The organism is Chryseobacterium defluvii, from assembly GCF_003634775.1.
Taxonomy (GTDB): Bacteria; Bacteroidota; Bacteroidia; order Flavobacteriales; family Weeksellaceae; genus Chryseobacterium; species Chryseobacterium defluvii.
This window is the reverse complement of the sequence record NZ_RBXB01000001.1, coordinates 1296836-1321890: the sequence shown is the minus strand read 5'-3', so window position 1 is coordinate 1321890 and position 25055 is coordinate 1296836. Positions and strand designations below refer to the sequence as shown.

25 protein-coding genes and 1 pseudogene are annotated in these 25055 nt (G+C 36.4%); 11 read left to right on the top strand and 15 right to left on the bottom strand.

All coding sequences use genetic code 11. The features are described 5' to 3' along the window. The first annotated feature begins 117 nt into the window (after positions 1-117). The 3 genes from BCF58_RS06185 (at position 118) to BCF58_RS06175 (ending at position 2232) form a co-directional block, all read left to right on the top strand. Positions 118-1005: a cyanophycinase gene (locus BCF58_RS06185; RefSeq protein ID WP_121461064.1), complete on the top strand. Its 888-nt coding sequence runs from the start codon at positions 118-120 to the stop codon at positions 1003-1005. 50 nt (positions 1006-1055) lie between these two features. Continuing rightward, entirely contained in the window at positions 1056-1898 is an 843-nt protein-coding gene (locus BCF58_RS06180; RefSeq protein WP_121460887.1) for an isoaspartyl peptidase/L-asparaginase, read from the top strand. A gap of 97 nt (positions 1899-1995) precedes the next feature. Next, entirely contained in the window at positions 1996-2232 is a 237-nt protein-coding gene (locus BCF58_RS06175) for a YtxH domain-containing protein (RefSeq protein WP_121460886.1), read from the top strand. A 48-nt stretch (positions 2233-2280) separates the two neighbouring features. On the opposite strand, the gene BCF58_RS06170 is transcribed toward BCF58_RS06175, so the two are convergent. From BCF58_RS06170 to BCF58_RS06140, 7 genes are all read right to left on the bottom strand, one after another. Continuing rightward, positions 2281-3078, bottom strand: coding sequence for a class I SAM-dependent methyltransferase (locus BCF58_RS06170; RefSeq protein WP_121460885.1), 798 nt, complete (start codon positions 3076-3078; stop codon positions 2281-2283). Between the two features lie 37 nt (positions 3079-3115). Next, positions 3116-3652, bottom strand: a complete 537-nt coding sequence (locus BCF58_RS06165; protein ID WP_121460884.1) for a PH domain-containing protein — start codon at positions 3650-3652, stop codon at positions 3116-3118. Positions 3653-3714: 62 nt separating this feature from the next. After that, positions 3715-4371 carry a GNAT family N-acetyltransferase gene (locus BCF58_RS06160; RefSeq protein ID WP_121460883.1) on the bottom strand — a complete coding sequence of 219 codons (657 nt, stop codon included), beginning with the start codon at positions 4369-4371 and terminating at the stop codon, positions 3715-3717. Between the two features lie 65 nt (positions 4372-4436). Further along, on the bottom strand, positions 4437-5507 hold the full coding sequence (locus BCF58_RS06155) for a leucine-rich repeat domain-containing protein (protein WP_121460882.1): 1071 nt from the start codon (positions 5505-5507) through the stop codon (positions 4437-4439). 2 nt (positions 5508-5509) lie between these two features. Then, a complete protein-coding gene (gene hisS / locus BCF58_RS06150) occupies positions 5510-6862 on the bottom strand; it encodes a histidine--tRNA ligase (protein ID WP_121460881.1) in 1353 nt (450 codons plus the stop codon). Between the two features lie 147 nt (positions 6863-7009). Next, entirely contained in the window at positions 7010-7462 is a 453-nt protein-coding gene (locus BCF58_RS06145; RefSeq protein WP_121460880.1) for an HRDC domain-containing protein, read from the bottom strand. 22 nt (positions 7463-7484) lie between these two features. Next, entirely contained in the window at positions 7485-7817 is a 333-nt protein-coding gene (locus tag BCF58_RS06140) for a single-stranded DNA-binding protein (protein WP_121460879.1), read from the bottom strand. A 168-nt stretch (positions 7818-7985) separates the two neighbouring features. On the opposite strand from BCF58_RS06140, the pseudogene BCF58_RS06135 reads away from it, so the two are divergent. From BCF58_RS06135 to BCF58_RS06110, 6 genes and pseudogenes are all read left to right on the top strand, one after another. Further along, positions 7986-8831, top strand: a pseudogene (locus tag BCF58_RS06135) (arginase family protein); the annotation flags it as partial. A gap of 57 nt (positions 8832-8888) precedes the next feature. Then, complete coding sequence (locus BCF58_RS06130; protein WP_121461063.1) at positions 8889-9491, top strand: HPP family protein; 603 nt, start codon at positions 8889-8891, stop codon at positions 9489-9491. Between the two features lie 5 nt (positions 9492-9496). After that, positions 9497-9841 (top strand): hypothetical protein, encoded by a 345-nt coding sequence (locus BCF58_RS06125; RefSeq protein WP_121460878.1) that lies wholly within the window; start codon positions 9497-9499, stop codon positions 9839-9841. Positions 9842-9860: 19 nt separating this feature from the next. Then, positions 9861-10769 (top strand): TIGR01777 family oxidoreductase, encoded by a 909-nt coding sequence (locus BCF58_RS06120; RefSeq protein WP_121460877.1) that lies wholly within the window; start codon positions 9861-9863, stop codon positions 10767-10769. A 33-nt stretch (positions 10770-10802) separates the two neighbouring features. Then, the gene (gene nudK / locus BCF58_RS06115) at positions 10803-11384 is read left to right on the top strand and encodes a GDP-mannose pyrophosphatase NudK (protein WP_121460876.1); all 582 of its coding nucleotides are present in this window, start codon (positions 10803-10805) and stop codon (positions 11382-11384) included. A 93-nt stretch (positions 11385-11477) separates the two neighbouring features. Then, entirely contained in the window at positions 11478-12056 is a 579-nt protein-coding gene (locus BCF58_RS06110) for a hypothetical protein (RefSeq protein ID WP_121460875.1), read from the top strand. Between the two features lie 105 nt (positions 12057-12161). Here BCF58_RS06110 and BCF58_RS06105 read toward each other — a convergent pair whose 3' ends face one another. Beyond that, positions 12162-13163, bottom strand: coding sequence for an NADP-dependent oxidoreductase (locus tag BCF58_RS06105; RefSeq protein ID WP_121460874.1), 1002 nt, complete (start codon positions 13161-13163; stop codon positions 12162-12164). A gap of 205 nt (positions 13164-13368) precedes the next feature. Here BCF58_RS06105 and BCF58_RS06100 point away from each other — a divergent pair, with 205 nt between their 5' ends. Both BCF58_RS06100 and BCF58_RS06095 read left to right on the top strand, forming a co-directional pair. Beyond that, positions 13369-13782: a winged helix-turn-helix transcriptional regulator gene (locus tag BCF58_RS06100; protein WP_121460873.1), complete on the top strand. Its 414-nt coding sequence runs from the start codon at positions 13369-13371 to the stop codon at positions 13780-13782. Between the two features lie 122 nt (positions 13783-13904). After that, positions 13905-14351, top strand: a complete 447-nt coding sequence (locus BCF58_RS06095) for a KTSC domain-containing protein (protein ID WP_121460872.1) — start codon at positions 13905-13907, stop codon at positions 14349-14351. Between the two features lie 133 nt (positions 14352-14484). Here BCF58_RS06095 and BCF58_RS06090 read toward each other — a convergent pair whose 3' ends face one another. The 7 genes from BCF58_RS06090 to lpdA form a co-directional block, all read right to left on the bottom strand. Next, positions 14485-18063, bottom strand: coding sequence for an efflux RND transporter permease subunit (locus BCF58_RS06090; RefSeq protein WP_121460871.1), 3579 nt, complete (start codon positions 18061-18063; stop codon positions 14485-14487). Positions 18064-18082: 19 nt separating this feature from the next. Beyond that, positions 18083-19330 (bottom strand): efflux RND transporter periplasmic adaptor subunit, encoded by a 1248-nt coding sequence (locus BCF58_RS06085; RefSeq protein WP_121460870.1) that lies wholly within the window; start codon positions 19328-19330, stop codon positions 18083-18085. A 120-nt stretch (positions 19331-19450) separates the two neighbouring features. Then, positions 19451-20803, bottom strand: coding sequence for a TolC family protein (locus BCF58_RS06080; RefSeq protein ID WP_121460869.1), 1353 nt, complete (start codon positions 20801-20803; stop codon positions 19451-19453). Positions 20804-20896: 93 nt separating this feature from the next. Continuing rightward, positions 20897-21490 carry a TetR/AcrR family transcriptional regulator gene (locus BCF58_RS06075; RefSeq protein ID WP_121460868.1) on the bottom strand — a complete coding sequence of 198 codons (594 nt, stop codon included), beginning with the start codon at positions 21488-21490 and terminating at the stop codon, positions 20897-20899. Between the two features lie 160 nt (positions 21491-21650). Further along, positions 21651-22475 carry a CvfB family protein gene (locus BCF58_RS06070; protein WP_121460867.1) on the bottom strand — a complete coding sequence of 275 codons (825 nt, stop codon included), beginning with the start codon at positions 22473-22475 and terminating at the stop codon, positions 21651-21653. Between the two features lie 62 nt (positions 22476-22537). Beyond that, complete coding sequence (locus BCF58_RS06065) at positions 22538-23419, bottom strand: DUF4476 domain-containing protein (RefSeq protein ID WP_121460866.1); 882 nt, start codon at positions 23417-23419, stop codon at positions 22538-22540. A gap of 199 nt (positions 23420-23618) precedes the next feature. Next, positions 23619-25022, bottom strand: a complete 1404-nt coding sequence (gene lpdA, locus BCF58_RS06060; RefSeq protein ID WP_121460865.1) for a dihydrolipoyl dehydrogenase — start codon at positions 25020-25022, stop codon at positions 23619-23621. Positions 25023-25055: the final 33 nt, after the last annotated feature.

The window sequence follows — 25055 nt, the reverse complement described above, 5'->3', positions numbered from 1 at the left end:
TTAAAGATTTCCAAAAAACAAAGATTTTCATTAATAATTCTAAAATACTCAGAATCAATTTAAATAAGATTGATGTTGGGATAACAGTAAATTATTTTTTTAAATTTGCATACTATGATGAAACCCGTTGGAAAATTAATTGTTATCGGAGGAGCTGTAAACAAGGGAAGCTTCACGGAAACTGATTTTGATCAGAACATTGAAAAAAATCTGAACTTTTTTGAAAGAGGTATTTTAAGAAAGATCATTAACGAATCTAAACATAAAGAAAATTCTGTAATAGAAGTTGTTACTACAGCCTCTCAAATTCCCCAGATCGTTGGTACAGAATATAAAAAAGCTTTTGAATTCCTTGGTGCCAAAAACGTCAATATCCTTGATATTCATAATCGTGAAGAAGCCAATTCTGATGCCATGGTGGCCAGAGCCAATGCTGCAGATGTGGTGATGTTTACGGGTGGCGATCAGCTTAGATTAACCTCTATTCTTGGTGGAACAAGATTTCATGATACTATTTTACTTAAATATCAGGAACAGGACTTTATCTATTCCGGAACTTCTGCCGGTGCAGCTGCCGCCTCTGAAAATATGATTTATCAAGGAAGTAGTTCTGAAGCCCTGTTAAAAGGAGAAATCAAAACGACGCAAGGTTTAGGGCTTATCGACAATGTGATTATTGATACACATTTCGTCCAAAGAGGAAGAATCGGGCGTCTTTTCCAGGCAGTAGTGAATAATCCAAGAACACTGGGAATCGGCTTGGGGGAAGATACCGGGCTTTTTATCCATAATGATGTAATGACGGCCGTTGGGTCCGGACTGGTTATCATTGTAGACGGAAGGTTTATTAAAGATACCAATCTAACGAATATTAATCTGGGAGAACCAATCTCTATCGATAATTTAACCGTGCATGTAATGTCTATGAATGATCATTATGATCTTACTACACGGGCATTAACAATAGAGAATTCGCAGTTTAATCCCATTCCTCAGGATAGATAAGTGAAGATTTTCTTCACTTTTTTTATATATTTAAATTTCAAACAAATCTTATGAAAATTATAATTCACGGTGGTTTTTTCTCAGAGAGTGATCAGAGCCATGAAGTAAAGACTGCCAAACAAAACTCTTTAAAAAAAATAGCCCGGCAGGCTTTTGAATACCTGCAGTCCAACTCTGCATTAGATACGGTAGCTTATGCAGTTTCCCTGCTTGAAGATGATGAATTGTACAATGCAGGAATAGGTTCCCAGATCCAGAGCGATGGTATCATCCGGATGAGTGCGGCCATTATGAATGGTGAAACACAGAAATTAAGTGGTGTTATCAACATACAGAATGTGAAGAATCCGGTGTATGTTGCTAAAGAGCTCATGAAAGAAGATGACAGGGTTCTAGGCGGAAATGGAGCTAAAAAATATGCTACAGAACAGGGTTTTGATGATTTTTCAACGGAAATTCCTCAGCGGAGAAAAGAATATGAAGCCAAACTAAGCAATGGAGGAAAAGGAACAGTAGGCTGTGTTGCGATTGATCAAAACGGAAAATTAGCTGTCGCAACGTCTACCGGCGGAAAAGGCTTTGAAATTCCGGGAAGGATCTCTGATTCTGCAACCGTTGCCGGAAATTATGCGAATTCTTTTTGCGCCGTAAGCTGTACCGGTGTAGGTGAAGATATTGTAAGCAATGCTACGGCTGCAAAAATCGTAACACGGGTTACGGATGGAATGAGTTTAGAAGGTGCCTTTAATAAGACTTTTGAAGAATTAAAGGCTATAAATGGATTTGCAGGAGCTATTGCTATAGATAAAGATGGAAACATATACCATAAAGACTCCTATCCTACTATGGTTTTTGCCAGTTTTGACGGGACAACCTTTGAGGTGTTTCAATAATTTAACATTATTTTATAATTCCCGGTATTTTTTTGGCACGTATTTTACATGATACTATATAACAAATTTTAATATTATTAACTAAAAATCGGAAATCATGGGAAATAAAACAAACGGCTTACTGGCTTTATTAGGTTTAGGTGCATTAGCTTACTGGAAATATAAAAAATCAACTCCTGAACAGCAACAGGCGGTAAAGGATAAGATCAATACAGCAAAAGACAACCTTAATAAATGGGGAAATGATCTTAAAAGCAAAGCCAATGAAGTAGCTTCTCAGGTTCAGAACAAAGTTGATGAAGTGAAAACAAAGACTGAAGATTCTATTAATTAAGAATTAGTTTTTTTAACATTCATATATTGAAAAGTCATCATATAACATTTATGGTGACTTTTTTTGTGCCATTAATGCATAGACCATCGGGATTTTATTTCCGAGTTGTGGTATCCTCCATTTTCCCTTTTCAAACTCTTCCACATGTTTAAAACAAGGATAAGGAGACCAGTCGAATTCCCGGAATTCTTTTAATTCAAGCTTGCAGTAAAGCAAATTCTGAAGAACTTCAGCAAGAGAATGATTCCACATTACATATTCCTGAACGATATCAGCAGAAAAATCGGCATAGGTACCTTCATAGGTTTCTACAATGGGTTTCTCATTGAAATAATTATAGGCTACTTCCTTAAAATCATCATCAAACATCCATACCACAGGATGAAATTCTGCCATGATAAATTTCCCGTCCGCCTTTAAAAAATGCCTGATCACTTTCGCCCATTTTTCCAGATCCGGAAGCCATCCGATGGTACCATAACTGGTAAAAACGATATCAAATTTTTGATCCAGAACATTCGGAAGGTCATACACATCCGAGCAGATAAATTCCGTATCGGTATTGCATTGTTTAGCCAGATCCTTTGCCGCATCTATTGCTTTATCAGATAAATCAATCCCTGTAACCTTCGCTCCTAACCTTGAGAGTGAGATGGAATCCTGCCCGAAGTGGCACTGAAGATGTAGTATATTTTTTCCTTTGATATCACCCAAAAGATCAAGTTCAATAGAGTTTAAAGAGTTTCTTCCCTTTAAAAAATCATCCACAAAATAGAAATCCGATTTCAGATGGGGTTCTACTTTAGCATTCCAGGAATTTTTGTTGATTTCAAGATAGTTTTTCATAATATGCAGGCTGGTGAAATTTTTTAAAATTAATTGATTACAACTTTCCCAACAGTTTTTTCTTCTGTTCCTGAAACTCTTCCTCAGTTAAGACCCCACTTTCTTTTAACCTGCCGAGCTGTTCCAGCTGATCTAAAACCGTAGGTCCGGGTTTGCTTTGAAAATACTCTTTAGGACGAGACATAAAATCTCTTACTTTTTCACAGAACAATTCTGCCTCATACTTTCCTACTCCGTCAATTTCAACGATATTTCCTGAAATATGAACATCTATGGAAGCCAGCATAAACTCCGTTTCATACTGCAGGGAAGTTACTTTATCATACGAGAAATCTTCCACTTTAAGTCCATACAGGAATTCTTTATCTATAAAAATCAATCTCCTGTCTGTAGCCACTAAAAGGATATGGTGATTGGAAGTTTTATTTCTTCCTTCTACCAGATACACGATTTTTTCATCCTGAGAAAGTACATTGGGCAATTCACGGATTTCCTTTCGGGCAAAGAATGTAGGATTGATATCTAATTTTTCCAGCTCTTCCCGGATTTCATCAAGTCTCGATCTTTCACTCATTATTTAAGTTTTAGCGGTTATATTTTACGAGTGTAAATTACTCTTTTTTTGAATATGCCGATTTATTTGTTGGAATTTTTCCCCGGAATAACTATGGACGAATAAAGACAATACAGCTCCCAACCTAATGATTCATACAATAGCCTGCCTTGTTGTGTTGCGACCAAGAAATTATTGAAAACTCCTTTTGATATAGCTATTTTTTCGAGCTCTTTCATCAGAATAGTTGCCAAACCTTTTCTTCTGTGGTTATTTTCGGTTAAAATCCTGTCATAAACAGCCAAATCATCTATAAGAACTACGCGGCCGATTGAAGCCAATTTTCCATTTTCAGTAAGAATTCTAATGATAACTGTAGAATTATTTTCACTGAAATCCAGTTTATATTCACTACTCAGCTCCACATCCGCAATATTCATCGGAGCGAAACAGGACATCATATACCCCTGCGGCTGATGAATCCATTTTTCAGGAATCCTGGCTTTAAATTCATTATAAGAAGCACAGACTTTTAAGAAAACCCAGGGATCATCAATAGTTTCTGCTGACCGAAAAAAATCATCATTAAGCTCAGGAAATACATATCGTGTTTTTTGCTTTTCTTCGCCAACATTTACCATGAACCCTGACTTATATCTGAGAGGTAACGGCAAATCTCTCGACAAAGACCAGCCCTTGAGCCATTTTTCAACAACATCGATGGAGACTTCTTTTTTCACTTGAATTACAAATTAGTTTCCGGGGATAGTTGATTACAATAATTCTTCAATATCACAGCAATTCATTAGTATGCAGGCTTAGTTTCTACAATTAATGTTTTAGGTAAAAGCTGTTTGAGTTTTTTCATATTTTCCGGTGATATTTTATTACCCGCAATGGATAAAAGCTCTAACTTTTTCAGGTTTTCAATTCCAGCAGGCAGATTTTCAAGCTGATTGTCATTCAAGTCCAACGTTACCAGACTTTCCAGCTTATAGAGTTCCAATAATGATGGGGTTGAAAGCTTATTTCCTGAAAGACTGAGATATTCTAATTGCTTGAGTTTCCCTATTCCGGAAGGAATATTAACTATATTATTTTCATTGAGATTAATTTCTCTCAGATTTTCCAGTTCATAAAGTATTGTAGGAAAAACATTCAATTTATTTCTTCTGATTTCAACAGACTCCAACTTTTTAAGCTTAGAAAAGGTAGGTGGCAGGATTTCTAATGAATTGTATGACATATCCAGTACCTTTAAATTTTCCAAATTACCTATTTCTGATGGCAATTTTTTCAAGTTATTGGATTGAAGTGTTAATCGTTCCAATTTTTTCAATTTACCAATAGAAGAAGGTAAAATTAAATCTTTAAAAACCTGCTTTTCACTGGTGATCGCTCCTCCCCAATATAAACTTTTTGATAGCTTTAAAGTTTTTAGATTCACAAGATTACCCAGCTCATTAGGAAACTGATCCAATTTATAGCTGAGAAATTCAAGATTTTCAAGATTTTTAAGCTTAAAAATCTCTTTTGGAATCTCAACAAATTCGTTAGAATTAATGGAAACATGTTGCAGGTTCTGAAGAGTTGAAAATTCTTCAGGCAATGAGGTTACACTTCCGTCCTTTAAAGCAAATCCGCTTAACGCTTTCAGGTTTCCAATTTTATCAGGAATTTCTCTTAAATCCGGCTTCCCGTTAATCGTTAAACCTTTAATATTCCATGAGAAAATTTTTTCCGGAATTTCTTTAACATCATATAAATTGATGTGGTCTGATTGCTCTATCTGATCCGCCGGTGCCGGAGGTGGGGGCAATTGTGCCTTAACATCCAGAAAAGCTATTACAAAAAGTAATAAAAGTTTTTTTTTCATGGCTATTTATTTAAAAACTCATCTAAAGAAACCGTTTTTTGTTCTCCGGCTTCCAGGTTTTTATAGGTAACCGTTCTGTTTTTAATCTCTTCCTCTCCTAGGAATACCAGATTTCTGATTCCTTTCTTTTCCGCATAGGTGAATTGCTTATTCAGCTTAGCATTTTCAGGATATAATTCTGCGGCAATTCCCTTTTCTCTCAGTTGAATGATCAGCTTTAAAGCTTCTAAGGCTTCTTCTCCTCCGAAATTGGCAAACAGGTATTCCACTTTTGAAGTCGCTTCTTCAGGGAAAAGTCCTAATTCTTCCATAACCAGATAGATTCTGTCTAAACCAAAGGAAATTCCTATTCCCGGAATATTTTTCACCCCGAAAACTTCTGTAAGGTTGTCATATCTTCCACCACCGCCTATAGAACCCATCTGAACTTCATCCGCTTTTACTTCAAAGATCGCCCCTGTATAATAATCCAGGCCTCTGGCTAATGTAATATTGAAAACCAAATTCTGAATATCCACTCCAAGACTTAAAGATTGGGTAAGAACAAATTCCAGCTCTTCTACCCCTTTCAGGCCGATCTCATTGCCTGCAAATTTTTCTTTAAGCTGAAGAAGGTTGTCAAGGGCATCATCGGATTGAGTGAACAGGAAATCAAGTTTATCAATAGACTCCTGAGAAATTTCTCTTTCCAGCAATTCTTTTACGACTCCTTCTTTTCCGATTTTATCAAGCTTATCTAAAGCTACTGTGAAATCAATAAGTTTATCTGTAATTCCGGCGTATTCTGCTAACCCGGAAAGGATTTTCCTGTTATTAACATGGATGGTTACCGGAACTTTTAAATCTGAAAATGATTTCAGATACAATTGAATCAATTCTACTTCCTGAAAAAGGCTTTCACTTCCTACAACATCTGCATCGCACTGATAAAACTCCCTGAACCTTCCTTTCTGTGGTCGGTCTGCTCTCCAAACCGGCTGAATCTGGTACCGCTTATATGGAAACGTCAGTTGATTATGGTTCATCGCCACAAATCTTGCAAAAGGCACGGTAAGGTCATAGCGAAGAGCTTTATCTGATATCTGGGAAATCAGTTTTTGATGATTCTTATTTTCCCAATCATCCTGATTTACTTTAGAGGTATAATCTCCTGAATTTAAAATCTTAAAGATCAGGCGGTCTCCTTCCTCCCCATATTTTCCCGTCAATGTAGAAAGATTTTCAAAGCTGGGTGTTTCCAACGGCTGAAATCCGAATAATTCGAAATTCTTCTGTAAAGTATTGATAATATATCTTCTTCTTGAAACTTCTAACGCTGTAAAATCTCTTGTTCCTTTTGCTAAACCTGGTTTCATTTATAGTAAAATAAATAATGAATATTAAATTGATAAGTCCTGCAAAAATAAGGAATTGAAAAGACTTTTTCACATAGATTTCCATATTAAAAAACCGGAGTATATCTCTCCGGCTCTTATCAATCATTTGTGTTTTTCATCATTTTATCATACGTTTTCCAGTATTTCCAGTATCTCCTCCCCGTAATTTTCTATTTTATGCTTTCCAAAGCCTTTAATATCCAGCAATTCTTCTTTCCTGGCCGGCTTATACTTCGCAACAGACATTAGCTCTTTATTGCTGGCTATAAAATAAGTGGGAAGATTGTGCTCTCTAGCCTTCTCTGCTCTCCATAGTTTGAGGGCCTGCAGAATTTTTTCTTCATCTACAGTCAAAATATCATTTTCAGCCGAATACTTTATACTTTTAGATTCTTTAACGCCGGTTATAGATTTCAGCTCTTCAAAATACAGGAGCACAGACCAATAATTTTCATTATTCACAAAAGCAGTTTCCGCTTTTATAATTTCATGAGCTCCCAGGAAATCATCCAGTGATTTCTGGTCTTTATGCAGAAAATCACCGGATAATCTTATGGTAAATATCTTTGTTTTCATCATTTGTGATTTTTAGGATTCAACTTTATTTACCTCCCAGAAGAAGAATCTCGTCGACTCTTATTTCGGTAATGTATTTCTTTACTCCATCTTTGTCATCATACGATCTGTATGTAAGTTTTCCTTCAATGGCAATTTCCTTCCCTTTAGGAACATATTTCTGAAAGATTTCCGCTACCTTTCCAAAAGCTACGAGATTATGCCATTGGGTTTCTTCTACTTTTTCACCTTTGGCATTGGTGTAATAATCACTGGTTGCTAAAGACACGCTTGCTTTTACATTTCCGTTATCGAAATTTACCATTTCAACTTCTTTTCCTGTGTAACCAATCAGTGTTACTTTGTTTCTTAGTGACATAATTTTTATTTTTTTAGATTAATATTCAGATAAGAGACGTTCACTGTTTTCTCAAATCTCTGTTACAAAGTTGAGGTCGTCTTGATGCTTAAGTCGGTAGAAAACTATTTAAATTCATTTGTAGTCGTTTGCAAACGAATAATTCCGTATCTTTGATAAAATCAATCTATGAAAAAGGATATTAACATTTTTGAGTTTCCTTTTAATCTCGGACTTACCAAGAAAGAATATGAGGTAGAACCCGGAGTTAAAAAGCTTCCGGACTGGCTCAGAAAATTGGGCCTTCATCAGCAAATCGATCCAAAAAAGGTTTTCAGATTAGAAGCTCCGGAATATACGATGGATTTTGATGAGGAAACCGGTGTGAAAAATCCTTATCAAATCATCGACTATGCTAAAAAGCAATCCGATCTCATCCTAAAAAATTTCGATAAAAATGCATTCCATTTAATATTGGGTGGTGATTGTAGTATCCTGATTGGAAGTGCAATTGCATTAAAGCAGCTTGGAAATTTTGGGTTGTTCTACCTTGACGGTCATACAGACTATATTCCGCCAAGACTCTCTCCAAGCGGCGGTGTGGCAGGAATGGATCTGGCTATTGTTTCAGGATTGGGGCATGAAAAGCTCACGAATATTAATGATCTTAAGCCCTATTTTTTAGAGGAGAATATTTTTTGTGCAGGAAATGCAGAAACAGATGATGAAGAATATGTTGGGCAGATAATCAATTCTGGTATTCATTATTTTGATTTGGAGAATCTAAGGAAGAATGGTTTTAGAAAAACCTCGGAAGATTTCCTGAAAATGATCCATGAAAAGAACTTAGATGGTTTCTTTATCCATTTTGATGTGGATGTTCTTAAAGATGAAATTATGCCCGCTGTAGACAGCAGAATGGATGATGGAATTGACTATGCTGATCTGGGAAATATTTTAAGGCCTTTGATTGGTCATGAAAGATGTGTGGGTATGGAAATCACTATCCTGGACCCGGATTATGATCCAACCGGGGAATATACCCAATCATTCATCACCCCATTTAATTCGAATACTAAAATAGAAGACGTAATGAAGAAGACAATAAAAAGAACGTTCAGAGTTTCCAAATATGTTATCTATAGAGAAACACTGGTTGATTACAGGGAGCATTTCTGGTCGTTCCTGGGAGCATTTTTTGGAATCGGGATTATCGCGTTTCTACAATCCCATTCGCTTTCCGCAACGGAAAATGTATTTCTGATAGGATCTTTCGGAGCATCCAGCGTTCTGATTTACGGTGCTATTCAAAGTCCATTGGCGCAGCCCAGAAATCTTATAGGAGGCCATGTAATTTCAGCTCTTGTGGGGGTTACAGTATATCAGATAGTCCCTGATATCATCTGGCTTTCCGCACCTTTGGCGGTAGCGTTTTCTATTGTTCTCATGCAATATACCAAAACCCTTCACCCTCCGGGTGGTGCAACAGCCTTAATTGCAGTAAGTTCAACCGGAAAAATACCTGAATTAGGATATTGGTATGTCCTGTCACCTGTTCTTTCAGGATGCATCATTCTTTTGTTAGTGGCCTTATTCTTCAACAATATCACACCCAACAGAAGCTATCCTACCCACAGCAGATTGAAAAAACTGATAAAGAAAAAACACGAACATACACATAAAATGAAAAAATAAAAATTATGAACTGTCTTGAATGCGGCGAAAAAATTATCGGCAGATCGGATAAAAAATTCTGCAACGACGCCTGCCGGAATGCCTATAACAATAAGCAGAATAAAGATTCTACCAATCTGATGCGAAATATCAACAACAAGCTTCGCAAAAACTACCGTATACTTCGTGAAATAAATATCGACGGTAAAACTAAAATTGCAAAATCGAAGATGGATGGCTTGGGTTTTGATTTTGATTTCTTTACCAATCTGAAAGTTTACAAAAACGGTTCCGAATATAAATTCATCTATGATTACGGGTATAAGCTTTTAGAGGATGACTTTGTCCTGGTTGTAAAAAATCAGGCATAATAAAACTGAATTGACTAATATGAAAGAAGTTGTTTTAATTACCGGAGCCAGTGGAATGCTTGCAAAAGAATTATCCAAAAGAATTGGTCCAAAATACGATGTCCGGTTCTTAACCCGAAAAAAGCAGCATGATCACGAATTTGAATGGGACATCAGGCAGCAGACAATTGACGAAAATGCTTTTGAAAATGTAGCTCATGTCATTCATCTTGCCGGAGCCAATATTTCTGAGAAACGCTGGACAAATGAGCGAAAAAAGGAACTCATTTCCAGTCGTATAGATTCTGCAGATTTGATTTTAAAAACGTTGCGAAAAAAAAATATTAAGTTAAAATCTTTCATTTCCGCTTCAGGAATCAATTATTACGGAACCAAAACAACGGATAAAATTTTCACCGAAGAAGAGGATCCCGGAAATGATTTCTTAAGCGAAGTTGTCGTTTTATGGGAGAGAGCAGCCGATGCTTTTAAAGAGCAGAACATAGCTGAAAGAGTGGTGAAAGTCCGAACAGCCGTAGTACTTTCCGAAAAAGACGGAGCACTAAAAAAAATGCTTCCACCCATAAAGGCGGGAATAGGCTCACCTCTTGGAAGCGGAAAACAGTATATGCCGTGGATTCATATTGATGATATTTGTTCGATGTACATATTCGCTTTAGAAAATCCAGCTATTGATGGTGCTTATAATGCAGTTTCTCCTGAACATACTACCAATGAAAACTTAACTAAAAAAATTGCGGAAATTTTGAAAAAGCCTTTGTTCATGCCAAACGTTCCGGAATTTGTTTTACAATTGATATTCGGTGAACTGGCAGATGCCCTATTAAAAGGCTCAAGAGCTTCTTCACAAAAAATTACGGATGCAGGATTTCATTTTGAATTTCCTCATTTACAGGCTGCTTTAGAAAATTTACTTAAAAATAATTGATCCCGGCCATTGACCGAAATATAAACCTGATACATGAAAAATACAAATATAGACATCACAAAAACAGAAGTTTTATCAGACAATTGGTATACGTTGAAAAAGGTAACTTTTAAGATCTTAAAAAAAGACGGAACCATAGAAACACAAAGCCGCGAAGCCTATGACAGAGGAAACGGCGCGGTGATTTTACTATATAACAAAAATTTAAAAACAGTCATCCTTACCAGGCAGTTCCGCCTTCCGACCTATATTAACGGAAATCCCGACGGAATGCTGATTGAAGCATGTGCAGGACTACTTGATAATGATAACCCTGAAGAATGTATCAAAAGGGAAACAGAGGAAGAAACAGGATACAAAATTTCAAAAGTGGAAAAGGTATTTGAAGCTTATATGTCGCCTGGTTCAGTTACTGAAATCCTTCACTTTTTTGTTGCAGAATATTCTTCTGAAATGAAGGTCAACAACGGTGGCGGACTTGCTGATGAAGGAGAAAACATTGAAGTCCTGGAGCTTTCATTTAATGATGCAATGGCTATGATTGACAATGGTGAAATTAAAGATGCAAAAACCATCATGCTGCTTCAGTATTTACGTTTGAAAAGCATTCTATAAAAATTTCGGCATTATTAAAAAAACAATTATCTTACCACCATTGGCAAATGCTTTGTTGGAAAATAGTAACCTTATTAATATAAATTTAAATTTATGAAACTGTTAATTTCTTTGAGCCTTTCTTTATTTCTATCCATCAATCTCCTTGGTCAAAAAATTGATAAACCGGGACCTAAAGATAAAGTAGTGACAGAACATTTCAAGAATGACTATAAGAAAAAAAATTATAAAAAATTTTCCGGAAAAATCACTGTAAAAGATAACCAGGCGCAGTTTGATGATAAAATCATTTTCTATGACAAGTCTGATAAAATTACAAAATTATTACTGCAGGAAGGCTTGATTTACCCTCAGCTTTTAACGGATTATCAGATGCAAAAATTCCTGGATGAAACCGAAGACAAGACTCAGAAAAGATTTTTGAAGCTTCAAAAAGATCCCAAAGCAGGTTTTGATGTGAACGGCATTAAATTCACTAACACTTCTGAAGCCGGCTTTTTGACAACCAGCCCGCAGGTGAAAAGATTTAAGATTCAATGTAAAGACAGCAGAATTTCCAGTACTCTTACTTATTTTATTGAGCTGACCAATAAAGATGCAAACGATAAAGTTTCTTTGGAGGATTTTATTAAAGGTTCGAAGTTGACTTATGTTTATCAGAGACCGGAGTAACTCTTATTACATCAATTGTAACGAAAAGGATAGATTTAAGGGATCCTAATCTAATACATACAGGCGGGAGTATTAACTTCCGCCCGTCTTATAATAATTTTAGCTTCATATAACTTTTATAACCACTTTTCCCTTTGCCCGGCCACTTTCTACATACTTCATCGCATCATTAGTCTGTTCAAAAGGAAATGTTTTATCAATAACAGGTTGGATCATTCCGGCTTCGATGAGCTTGGTAATTTCACTAAGCTGGCTTCCATTGGCTTTCATAAAAAGAAAGTAATAATGGATATGCTCTTTTTTAGCCTTTCTTCTCGTTTTGCTGCTTAAGAACTTCGTGATGAGCTTTACATACCAAGGCAAATGCATTTGATCTGCAAATAAAGGAGTTGGTGGTCCCGAAATGCTAATGATTTTCCCACCCGGCTTCACTACTTCAAATGACTTTTCAAGAGTTTTGGTATCCTGACTGTTTAAAACAAAGTCATAATCCGTCAGAATATCTTCGAAATTCTGAGTTTTATAATCAATCAATACGTCCGCACCCAATTTTTTCAACAAATCAAAGCTTTTTTCACTGGCTGTTGTTGCTACTTTCAAGTCTAAATGTTTAGCCAACTGAATGGCAAAAGTTCCCACTCCGCCGGACCCGGCCTGAATAAAAACTTTCTGATCCTTTTGTAAAGAAGCATTTTCTACCAACGCCTGCCAGGCTGTTAATCCTACCAAAGGTATAGACGCAGCCTCTTCCATAGTAAGGTTTTTGGGTTTTAAGGCTATATCGTCCTCATGTATTGAAATTAATTCAGCAAAAGTCCCGAACCTGTAGTCTGCCGGTCTTGCATAGATTTCATCACCAACTTTAAAGTTTTTAACTTTAGAACCTGTTTTAATAATTATTCCCGCTACATCGTGTCCCAGAATAAGGGGCATTTTGTATGGAAGAATTATTTTAAACTCTCCGTCCCTTATTTTAGAATCTAAAAGGTTGACACTCGCTGCGTGGATCTGTACCAGTACTTCATTGTCTTTTACAACCGGATCAGGGAAATTAACCAATTTCAGTTCGCCTCCTTTTTGGTACCGGTTGATGATAAATGCTTTCATAGCGGATATTTTATTGTTTTAAAACTGTTCGATTCCTTTGGATTCACGACGGAAAATTATTACTAATATGCTATGAAGATCAAAAAGAATGTTTTCCACTGCAATTAAAATTTAATTTGTAAATTCGCTTGCGTTTCACAAGTACAAATTTATAAAAAACTTTCAAAATGCAAGTGTTTTTATTTAATAATATAAAATTATTTCTATGTCTACGATAAAAAAGCGTTCATACTGCCCTATTAGCAGCTCATTGGACGTATGGGGCGACAAATGGTCTTTACTGATTGTAAGAGATTTAATGTTTTACAAACAGTGTACTTACGGAGATTTTCTGAAATCCGCCGAAAAAATAGCTACCAATATTCTTGCCTCCCGTCTTCTGATGTTGGAAGAAAATGGCATTATCACCAAACAGGATCATCCTGAGAGCAAAGCAAAGGTTTTATACAAGCTTACCAAAAAAGGCATCGATCTTCTACCTCTGCTTATTGAGATTAATCTCTGGGCGGAAAAGTATTCATGTATTCCGGAAAGCCAGAAACTAATACTGGAAAAAATAAAAAAGGATAAGCAAGGGTTTATCACAAAACAGATGGAGGAAATGAAAAAGGTTCTTTGATTCTAAAAATTAAAAATAACCAAAATTTAAATTATAAATACCAAATAAATTAATACTGAATAACTTACGGTTTATCCAATTTAAAAGCTTAATTTTGCACCCCGAAATAAGGATTATATAATATGAAAAGACTTGGCGAGCACAGAAAGCTTCTTGGAGTTGATAAAACCGTTACTTTAAAGGAATTAAAAACTATTTACAGAAATGCGATGAAAGACACGCATCCTGATAAATTTATCGACGATGAAGCCGGGAAACTGGAAGCGGAAGAAAAAAGTAAGTCGGTAATTGAAGCGTATCATTTTCTGGTAAGCATTAATCCTGAAACACAGGAAAAATATAAAGAGGAATATACTGAGACGATTACAAAATCTAATATTCAGGATTTTTATCTTGAAAAATCGGTTTTGAAAATTCAGCACCTGAACGGAAAAATGTACGAATACATTGGAGTTCCAAGAAACACTTATATCAAAATGGTCAACGCTGATTCGCCGAGCCGTTTTGCAAGAAGACATATTTATGGAAGCTTTGTTTACAGAAAATCCGGTGAGGTGATGGCAGATTAAATTCCATTAAAAAATAACTATAGGCTTTCAGATTATTCTGGGGGCTTTTTTATTATTATTTTTCGAGCAAATATTTAGAAATAAAAAAGCGTATCAAATGATACGCTTTTTCGGTTAACTATAGGTTCTATTTCTAAGCTTCAGTTTCCGGTTCTGCTCCGAAATCTTTCTTCTTATGATATTCCTCAAATTCTTCAGGATATAATTTCTTCAGTCTCTCCTGTTCTTCTGCATCTTTTTCTGCATCATGAGCATGTTTTGCTATAAACTTTCTTCTTGAATTGATCTTTCTCTTAGAGATAATGTAGAACATTACCGGAACGATAATCAATGTAAGGAATGTTGCGAATGATAATCCGAAGATGATCGTCCATGCCAATGGTCCCCAGAACATTACGTTATCCCCTCCTACTGAGAAATGAGGGTTAAGCGTTGTAAGGAAAGAGAATACATCAAAGTTTAATCCTACCGCCAATGGGATTAATCCTAAAATTGCTGTAGTTGCCGTTAATAATACCGGTCTTAAACGTTCTTTCCCAGATTCAATGATAATCTCTTTTACTTCCTCAAGCTCAAGGTCATCATGAGTTTCCACTCCTTTTTTAGCTACCAATTCATCCAGCTTGAGTACGAAGAAGTCCATCAATACGATACCGTTCTTCACTACAACCCCGGCCAAAGAGATAATACCCATCATTGTCATCAGGATTACGAAATCCATTCCGAATATGGATAATCCAAGGAATACACCGGCAAAACTCAGGAAGATGGTGGTCATAATGATCAAAGTCTTCGAGATCGAGTTAAACTGGAATACAATAATGGATGTTACCAATGCCATTGCCAGGAATAAAGCGAATAATAAGAAATTCATGTTCTTGCCCTGCTCTTCCTGCTCACCACCGAATGTGTATGTAATTCCTTCCGGAGTTTTATATCCTTTCAATGAAGCCTGGATTTTCTGAACAATTTCGTTGGCATTATAATCTTTCAACACATTAGAATATACCATAATGGTTCTTGTATTGTCTTTTCTCTTGATCTTGTTGAAAGTGTTTTCTTCTTTCATGGTAGAGAATGTTGACATTGGTACCAGAACCGGTCCGTTTGGTCCCTGAAGAGTAATCGGCTGATTGAACAATATACTCGTATTTCTTCTCTGGTCCTGCTGTAACCTTACAGAGATATCATAATCATCTTTCACATCTTTGAAAGTGGAAATATCCTGACCGAATAAAGCTCTACGAAGCGTCATACCTGTGTATGCGGTAGAAACACCCATATTTCCGGCAGTCTCTCTGTTAATATCTATAATAAGCTCCGGGCTTTCTTTGTTGATATCCGATTGCAGCTTTTCAATACCACTGATCCCTTGTTTGTTGATAAACTCAATCATCTTATGGGCTTCTGCCAATAGCTCATCATAATCATCACCCTTCAATTCTATCGAAACAGGGTAACCAACCGGTGGTCCGTTTGCGTCTTTTTCTACGGTAAAGGTAAATCCTGGAATGTTTGGAATCGCTTTTCTGATCTCTTCCATCACATCACTCGTATCCACCCCGTGACGCTTAGCAAATTCTACGAATGTGATCGTAATTTTTGATTTAAACGGAGTATCCGCTTCCGAACCGGCATCAACCTGTGGGTTAATTGCTCCTTTTCCGACTTGGGTAACCATAGACTCCACAAGGAAGTTTTCACCCGTCTTTTTATCGTTATATTGTCTAAGAACGTTTAAGATCTTAGCTTCCACCTGCTTGGTTGCGGTATTGGTTTTCGCAATATCAGTCCCTTGAGGATATTCCATATAAACAATTACCTGTTTAGGGATATTTTCAGGGAAGAAAAGAACTTTGGAACGTCCGATTCCCATCATTGCCCCATAAAGTACAAATGAAAATATAAGTACTCCCACTACTCCTAAAAACCAATATCGGGGCTTTTTCCCTTGTAAAAGGTTTCTAAGGAATTTCTGATATCTCTTCGCCAAATTCGGGAAGAAAGTATACTGGAAGTGTTCAATTCTGTCGTGGAAGAAGTTTTTATATAGCCATATCGCTGCAATAGCTAACACGGAAAGCGTAACTACGGCAAGGAAATACTCTACTCCTGTAACCAATCTTAAAACTCCGAAAACAACAGCTAAAATGGCAAAAATGATACTATACTTTATAGCCTGAGGCTTTGTAACATTCTTATTATCCAGTGTCATTCCCCCTCCTGTCATCGAAGCATTGATAACCAATGCCACGAATAATGAAGCTAAAAGGGTTACGGAAATGGTAATCGGGAAATACTTCATGAATTCTCCCATGATTCCCGGCCACATTAGCATCGGTAAAAAGGCACAAACCGTCGTTAAGGTAGATGTAATTACCGGGAAAGCAATTTCACCGATACCGAATTTTGATGCTTCCCGCCTTTTATACCCTTTCTCCATATTCGCGTAAACGTTGTCCACCACCACAATTCCGTCGTCCACCAACATTCCGAGCCCCATTACCATTGCGAAAAGTACCATCGTATTTAAGGTAACTCCAAAAGCACTCAGAACCGCAAAAGCAATCAACATGGAGAGCGGAATGGCCGTTCCTACGAATAAGGCATTTTTAAGTCCCATTGAGAAACTCAATACACACATTACCAGGAGGATACCAATTAAGATATGGTTCGCCAATTCGTTTACCTGATGTTCCACGTCTGTAGACTGGTCGGAGGTAAGAGAGATATCAAGGTCACTTGGTAAGTACGTTTCCTGGGCCTTCTTAATTTTCTCTTTAGCCTGTTCAATCGCAGCGATCATGTTCGTTCCTGATCTTTTTCTCAGGTTGATCATTACCACATCTTTCCCGGATTCTCTTGCATACGTAGTTTTTTCTTTTTCCTTAAACTCTACTTTTGCAAGGTCCATGATTTTTACTCCCGGCTTAATAAGGAAGTTATTCAGTTCTGAAGGTTCTGAAATCTGACCTTTGATTCTTACGTTTTCACGGTTTCCCTCCGTAATCAGGTTACCTCCGGAAATCGTGATATTTTCATTTCTGATTGCGTTGATTACTTCATCAAAGCTTACTCCCGCAGCATTCATTTTGTAAATATCCAATGCTACTTCCACTTCATTATCATCAACTCCAAGAACAACAGCATCTTTTACTTCCGGAATATCTTCAAGATCATCCTTGATGTCATCTGCATATTGTCTTAAGGTGAATTTAGGATAGTTTCCTTTTAAGTTGATATTCAAAATAGGAATCTCTTCAGAGATGTTAAGGTCAAAAACACTTGGTTCCACCTTTGACCCTGAATCCACTGTAGGCCAATCCTGGTCTCCTTTGGCTTCGTCTACCTTATCCTTGATCCTTTGCTTGGCTTCCGCCAAAGGTACATCTTCACTAAATTCTACGGTGATCAAACAGTAATCCTGAAATGAATTGGAGGTTACCTTATCAACTCCCGAAACATTCTTAAACTTATCTTCAAGTTCTTTGGTAATCAGTTTTTCAACATCCTCCGCCGAGTTCCCCGGATACACGGAAGAAATATATATTTTATTTTCTACCACTTCAGGAAAGCTTTCCCTTGGCATAGACATGTAAGCAAAAATCCCCATGATTACAATAATAAATGTAAGCACGTAAACGGTGGTTCTATTGTCTACTGCCCAACTGGAAAAGAAAGATTCTTTCTCGTGGTGTTTATTTTCGCCCATAATTTTAATTTATTTCAAATTATTTAGAGATTTTTACTTTCTGTCCTTCGGTAAGGTTTTTAGAACCATCTGTAATCACTACATCTCCGGCTTTTAAGCCTTTTGTAATTTCTACACTGTTCTCAGACTTTTGTCCAGTTTCCACCAATACTTTCTTGGCAATTCCATTTTCTCCATTGATGTTTGTTGCAACAAATACATAGCTTTTGTGTGCCGCATCATCATAAATATATTGAGCCGGGATCTGTATTGCAGATGGGTTCAGATAATCCTGTATCTTGATCTGAGCCAATAAGTTGGGTTTTACATATCCTCCTTCATTAGGAACAGGGATCTGGATAATAAATGTTCTGGTAGCCGGGTCGATATAGTTTCCTACTAATCTTACACTTGACTTTATGGATTTGTTCAATGCCGGAAAGAACACATCAACACTTGTTCCCGGTCTGATGTTTGCCAAATAGGTTTCAGGAACCTTAGCTTCAACACGCATAATTCCTAAGCTGATCAGTTTTACGATATCTCTTCCCGGAGCCACTACCTGTCCGTTTTGGGTCATTACCTTATCAATAACCCCACTGAAAGGAGCCACAATAGCCGTTTTTGCAAGATTAGATCTTACAGCATCTGCTGCTTTCTGAGTAGCGGAAACAGTGCTTTGAGAAGCTGCAACTTGTCTTTGTGCTGCATCATAAGCGGCTTTAGCCTGAAGATACTGGAATTCTGAACCGATTTTCTGTTTCCAAAGTGCTGCTTGTTTCTCGTAAGCAATACGCTTTAAATTGGCGTCGGTTTTAGCAATTTGCAGTTGAGCATTCATAGAGCTTACCTGGATCTGAGCCTGCTTGTACTGGTCGTTTAAACCTCCGTCTGCAATTCTACCGATAACCTGGCCTCTGTTCACTCGCTGTCCTTCTTTTACGTATAACGATAAAACCCCACTGAAATCCGGCTGTATGGTAACATCCTGATCGGTAGTTACGTTTCCTTGGATTTCAACATTGTGAGCAAATGAAGTCTGCTGTAGTTTTTGTACGGAAACATATCCTGTAGTCTGACTTACTCCCCATGCTGTAAGGTTTTTATCTACTTCAGCCATAACATTATTAAGGCTGTCCATTTTAGCTTTCTGGCGGTCTTTGTATGCCTGAAGACCTTTCACGTCTTTAGTTTTTATAAGCGCTTCCAGAGTTTTATCTTGTACTTGATCCTTCTTGCAAGCTGCAAGGGTAAGTAATAATGCTAGTGGAAGAAATATTTTTTTCATTGGTAAATATTTATATTGTTTTGTCCAATGTAACCGTTTGGTTGTATGCGTCAATTTTATTGTACTGATCACATGAACCTTCCGGTTTCATATATAGTTTATTATTTTTGTTTATTTCGATTATAATTCGCCTTTTGCTTTGTCAAGGGCAACTTTTGCCTGAACTAAACTTATTGCGGATTGATACAGTTTGGTCTGGGAATCATACAATTGGGTTTCACTATTCTGAAGGTCAAAGCTGCTTCCTAATCCTTCCTTGAATTTAATCTGCTCTTTACGGTAAATGTTGGATGACAATTTAATGAGGTCCTGAGCCGTTTTATAACTTTCAAAAGCATTGTTATAATCTACCGCCTTTGAGTAGTATTCGTTTTTCAGGTTTCTTTCCATATCTTCTTTATCCATTTGAGCTTTCTGAAGATCCAGTTTTGCCTGCTGAGTTTGCCAATGTCTCTGTAATCCACTGAAAATCGGGATATCTAATTGCAGTCCTACAACAGAGGTATTGAACCATTGCTGATCTTTATCAAAGAATGTAAAGCTGTTACTGTTACCATTATAAGTTGAGCTCAAAAATCCTGATAATGATGGCAGTGATTTTGATTTCTGGTATTTCAATTGAAGTTCAGAAACTTTCACTGCATTATTGCTCAGTCTCATGTCGATATGGTTGTTAACATCTATATTGGTACTTTGATCTACCAGAACCTGATTTTTCTGTACCAATTCATCTAATGTCGTAGCCAGCTCAATATTCTGATCCATAGGATAACCCATTAAATATTTAAGGGCCATTAACAATTTGACTCTTGTTCTCTTAAGATTTTCAATATTAACCACAAGATTTTTATAGCTGTACTCCAGCTGCTCTACATTTTGCTCTTCCGTTAATCCTACTTTGTAAGTTTCTTTGGTATCATTTAATGTCTTGTCTGCAACTTTCCTGTTTTCCTCCAGAGTTTTAATATTCTCATCATTTACAATTACAGCAGCATAAGCCATCATGATCCCTTCTTTCACACTTATTTCGGTCTTCTCTTCGCCTAAAGCAGCCGTTTCTCTGTATGCTTTAGCAGATTGTAAGCCTACTAAATAAGAGCCATTGAAAAGCAATTGTTTTAATGTAACTCCTGCACTTGCCGTCTGCTTTAATCCAAACTGAACGGGAATATAGGTTCCCGGAGTTCCACCCGCAATTTCCGCAGGTAAAAGTTGTACGGGAATTTTCAAATAGTAGTTATATGTACCTTGTGCATCAATTTGAGGAAGTCCGATCCCGGTGGTCTCTTTTACCTTTTGGGATGCCTTTTCCTGGTCTATCTTGGCTTTTTTTACATTTATATTGTTAGCAACAGCATATTCCAGGGACTGTTCCATGGTAAAGCTTTGCTGAGCCTTTAAAAAACCAGAAATCATAAATGCAGCAGCTATTCCTATCTTGAGCTTTTTTGCAGTTATACGTTTTCTTTCCATAATTTTATACTTCGTTTATTTTTTTATGTAGTCTTTCTTCAATGCTTTTATTTCTAAATGACGAATCATTTTTAAAAATACTTTAACATTTTTTTAGTTTTTAAATAACATATTCAGAATAATCTCCTTTCTTGCTGAAATAATCTTGTCGAACTCCTCATCGGTGATCATCAGATTCTCCATCAATAACGGTCTGATTGCACTTGGGAATACCAATAATGAAACCATGTTTAAAACAAACTGAATAGGTTCCATTTTTTCAATATTTCCTAACTCCATTTCTGCTTCTATATCCTTATACAACTTTTTAAGTTCGTCTTCTTCAATATCTTTTTTATGACAGTTTCCTTTGTTGATCTGCGAAACGATATAGGTTTCGAGATACGGATACTGAAGGCTCGTTGATAAGCTGCCTTCAATAAACTGCCCTATTTTCTCTTTGAAGGGCAAATCAGAATTCATAATGATCTCTGATTTTTCATGTTCAACTTTCTGAGCCTCATCAAAAATGATCTGGATCAAATTATCTCTTGAGCGAAAATAATAATTGATCAGGGTTCTGTTTACTCCTGCTGCATCTGCAATCTCTTGCGTTGTAGCATCAAATTTCCCTTTCACGAAGAACAAATTCCTTGTTGTCTCCTTGATTAATTCTTGTGTTTGGTCTTTTTTGGCTTGATTTGACATTTTTGTTAAACAAATTTGTGCAAATATAAATCAATCAAATGTTTTGACAAAATTGTTAAACAAAAAAAATTAATAGAAATTATTATGATTTGCATCATATTTTAAAACAAAAAAAGAGCAGAAAATTCTGCTCTTTTTATTATTTAATTGTCTTAAAAGATTACAATAATCGAATTTTATCTTCTGATATATCAATAACTTTATCCTTATAAAGTCCGCCAATGGCTTTTTTAAAGTTCTTTTTACTCATCTGAACCTCTTCTTTGATCTCTTCAGGAGAAGACTTATCAGAGAGATAAAGCAGACCGTAATTCTCTTCGAGCCTATCTAAAATTTTCTTTTTGAACTCATCAATATTTTCAAATCCTTCCGGCTGAAGGGACACATCAATTTTCCCATCTTCTCTAATGGCTTTGATATAACCTGTTTCCTCAGATAAAGGATACAATTTCTTGAAAACATCGGAACTATAAATCAATCCTATATATTTTTTATTGATGACGACATTCCAGCCCAGCTCGCTTTCATTCATCATGATCAGGTCTACTTTATCCCCTTTTTTGAAAGGTAAATCCTGATACTGAGGGTTTCTTTTAAATTTTGTGGTTCCGGTAATCAGTTCCAATTCTTCATCCACATATACATATACCAGATATCTTTTTCCTTCTACAATTTTAGACTTCTGTTGTTTATAAGGAATAAACAAGTCTTTAATAATCCCCCAATCCATAAAAGCCCCGCTTGGAAGGCTCTGAACACAGCTCATCACCGCAAATTCTCCTACTTCAGCCAATGGAATCTCTGTTGTGGCTTTTAACTTATGGTCATCCTGATACACAAAAGCTTCCACATCTTCACCGATTTCTTTTTCATCCTGAATAAAGATTTTAGGCAAAAAGGCTTTTTCACCGGATTCATCTGTTAATATCCATCCTGAATTATTTTTTTCTGAAATTTGTAAAGTCTGAGTTTTCCCTAGTAGCATTGAATATAATTTATACAAAGGTAAGGAAATAAAAAGAGAAGCCTTCACTTCTCTCAGTTGTTCTATGATTTTGAAATATAATTCATCAGATCCCTTCTGCTACTATCAAAATCAAATGCTTCATATACTACAAAGAAGTTTTCTCTGTCTGCACATTTTCTGTAAATAGATTTCGCAAGCTCCAGTCTGTTTTTATCAAAATCCAAAGATTTAAGTAAACTTTGCATTTGCTGTGCTGTAAACATAGTTCCTCTTGCCTGCTGCATGATCATAGCTGATTTATCCTTGTCAAAACTTGCCGATCTTTTCATCATATCCATAAAGCGATAAAAAGAGACATTATCCATTACATGACCATTTCCCTGATTCCATTGGCTTCCGGAATTTCCATAAGGATTATTCCATATGTCATTCCAGTCATTAAAACCATATCCCTGTACCGGAGAAGTGTTCAGCAGATACAATCCGTAATCTGAAAAGAAATCCAATACCATTCTGCTGTTATTCCTTACCATAAGACTTGTACGATACAATAAATAACCGTTTTCGTAAATAGAGACCGGAATTCTTCCCGAAGGTAAATCAAAGAATCTGTATTTTCCGGAAGGATTACTGATCATCTGATCTCCAAGTTCTATGGTAAAATAACCTTGTTCCGGAATTCTTATAAAGACTTCTGAATAACCGTAATTCTGGTTCCATCTGTAATTTGATGTTCTTTTTTCTCCATTGACCGGAGAACCATAGTTTTCCTTGTTCTTATTTGGATTTCTGTAATTGGTATTATTTATACCTTCATTGCTTTTACCAAAAGCATCATTTCTTCTGGTTTGCATTTCCGTTTTGCTCGCTTCATTTTTTAGAAGCTCACCTGCTTTTCCTGCCTCCTGTGCAAATATTGAAAAACTTAATAAAAAAACACAAGTAGTAAATATTTTTCTCATAATGATTAAATTTTATATCAAATCTGTGTTCTATTTTTATGCCAAAAAATGATATTTTCAATTAAAATGCATTTTTATTCAACTCTTTTTAACCTTTGACGAATTATGTTATCAAAGTGAGAATTTAAACTAAAAAAGAGAGACATACGTCTCTCTTAATTTTTTCAATATTTTAAATGATTAAATCTTTAATCAAATATTACATATGAATAGGTCTCTTCGCCGTTGCATCCAATGCTGCTTCTTTAATAGCTTCCGCATACGTTGGGTGAGCGTGAGAACTTCTTGCGATATCTTCCGCACTTGCACGGAATTCCATAGCGATAACTCCTTCAGCAATTAAGTCAGCGGCTCTTGCCCCTACGATGTGCATTCCTAAAACCTCATCCGTTTTTTCATCAGCAATAATTTTCACTAATCCGTCAACATCACCACTTGCACGGCTTCTTCCTAATGCTCTCATTGGGAAAGAACCTACTTTGTAAGCTACTCCTTCTTCTTTTAATTGCTCTTCAGTTTTACCAACACCTGCAACTTCCGGCCATGTATACACAACTCCCGGAATTAAGTTATAATTGATATGCGGTTTTTGTCCAGCCAACGTTTCAGCAACGAATACTCCTTCTTCTTCCGCTTTGTGCGCTAACATCGCTCCTTTGACCACATCTCCGATCGCATAGATATTAGCAACGTTAGTTTGTAAGTGGTCGTTTACTTTTACTCTTCCTCTTTCATCAAGCTCTACTCCGGCTTTTTCAAGAGCAAGACCGTCTGTGTAAGGTTTTCTACCTACAGAAACCAAACAGTAATCTCCTTCTACTACCACTTCTTCTCCTTTTTTATCTTTTGCTGTGATTTTTACAGTATCTCCGTTTCTTTCCACTGCAGAAACAGCCGTAGAAAGCATAAACTTCATTCCTTGTTTCTTAAGAACTTTCGTTAATTCTTTACTTAAAGCTCCATCCATTCCAGGAATGATCTTATCCATAAACTCAACAACCGTTACCTGAGCTCCTAATCTTAGGTAAACAGAACCTAATTCAAGACCGATTACTCCACCACCGATTACTACTAAATGCTTAGGAATTTCCTTAAGATTTAAAGCTTCCGTAGAAGTGATCACTCTTTCCTTATCTAACGTAATGAAAGGTAAAGAAGACGGTTTAGAACCTGTTGCGATAATTGTATATTTAGAGTCGATAGTTTCAGATGAACCATCATTTTTAGTAATTTTAATCTGAGTAGCAGATTCGAAGCTTCCTACTCCTTCAAATACAGTAATCTGGTTTTTGTTCATCAGATAACTGATCCCGTCTGTATTTTGCTTGATCACCTCATTTTTACGCTCAATCATTCTTGCAATATCAGCTTGCGGCTCATTGATAATGATTCCGTGACCTGCAAAATTATGCTTTGCATTCTCGAAATGTTCAGAACTGTCAAGAAGCGCTTTTGAAGGAATACATCCAACGTTAAGACAAGTTCCGCCTAAAGTTGAATATTTTTCAATAATTGCTGTTTTGAAACCTAATTGTGCCGCACGAATAGCAGCAACATAACCACCAGGACCGGAACCTATTACGGTAACATCGAATTGACTCATGTTATTTTATGAATTTGTTTATTATTATCTTTC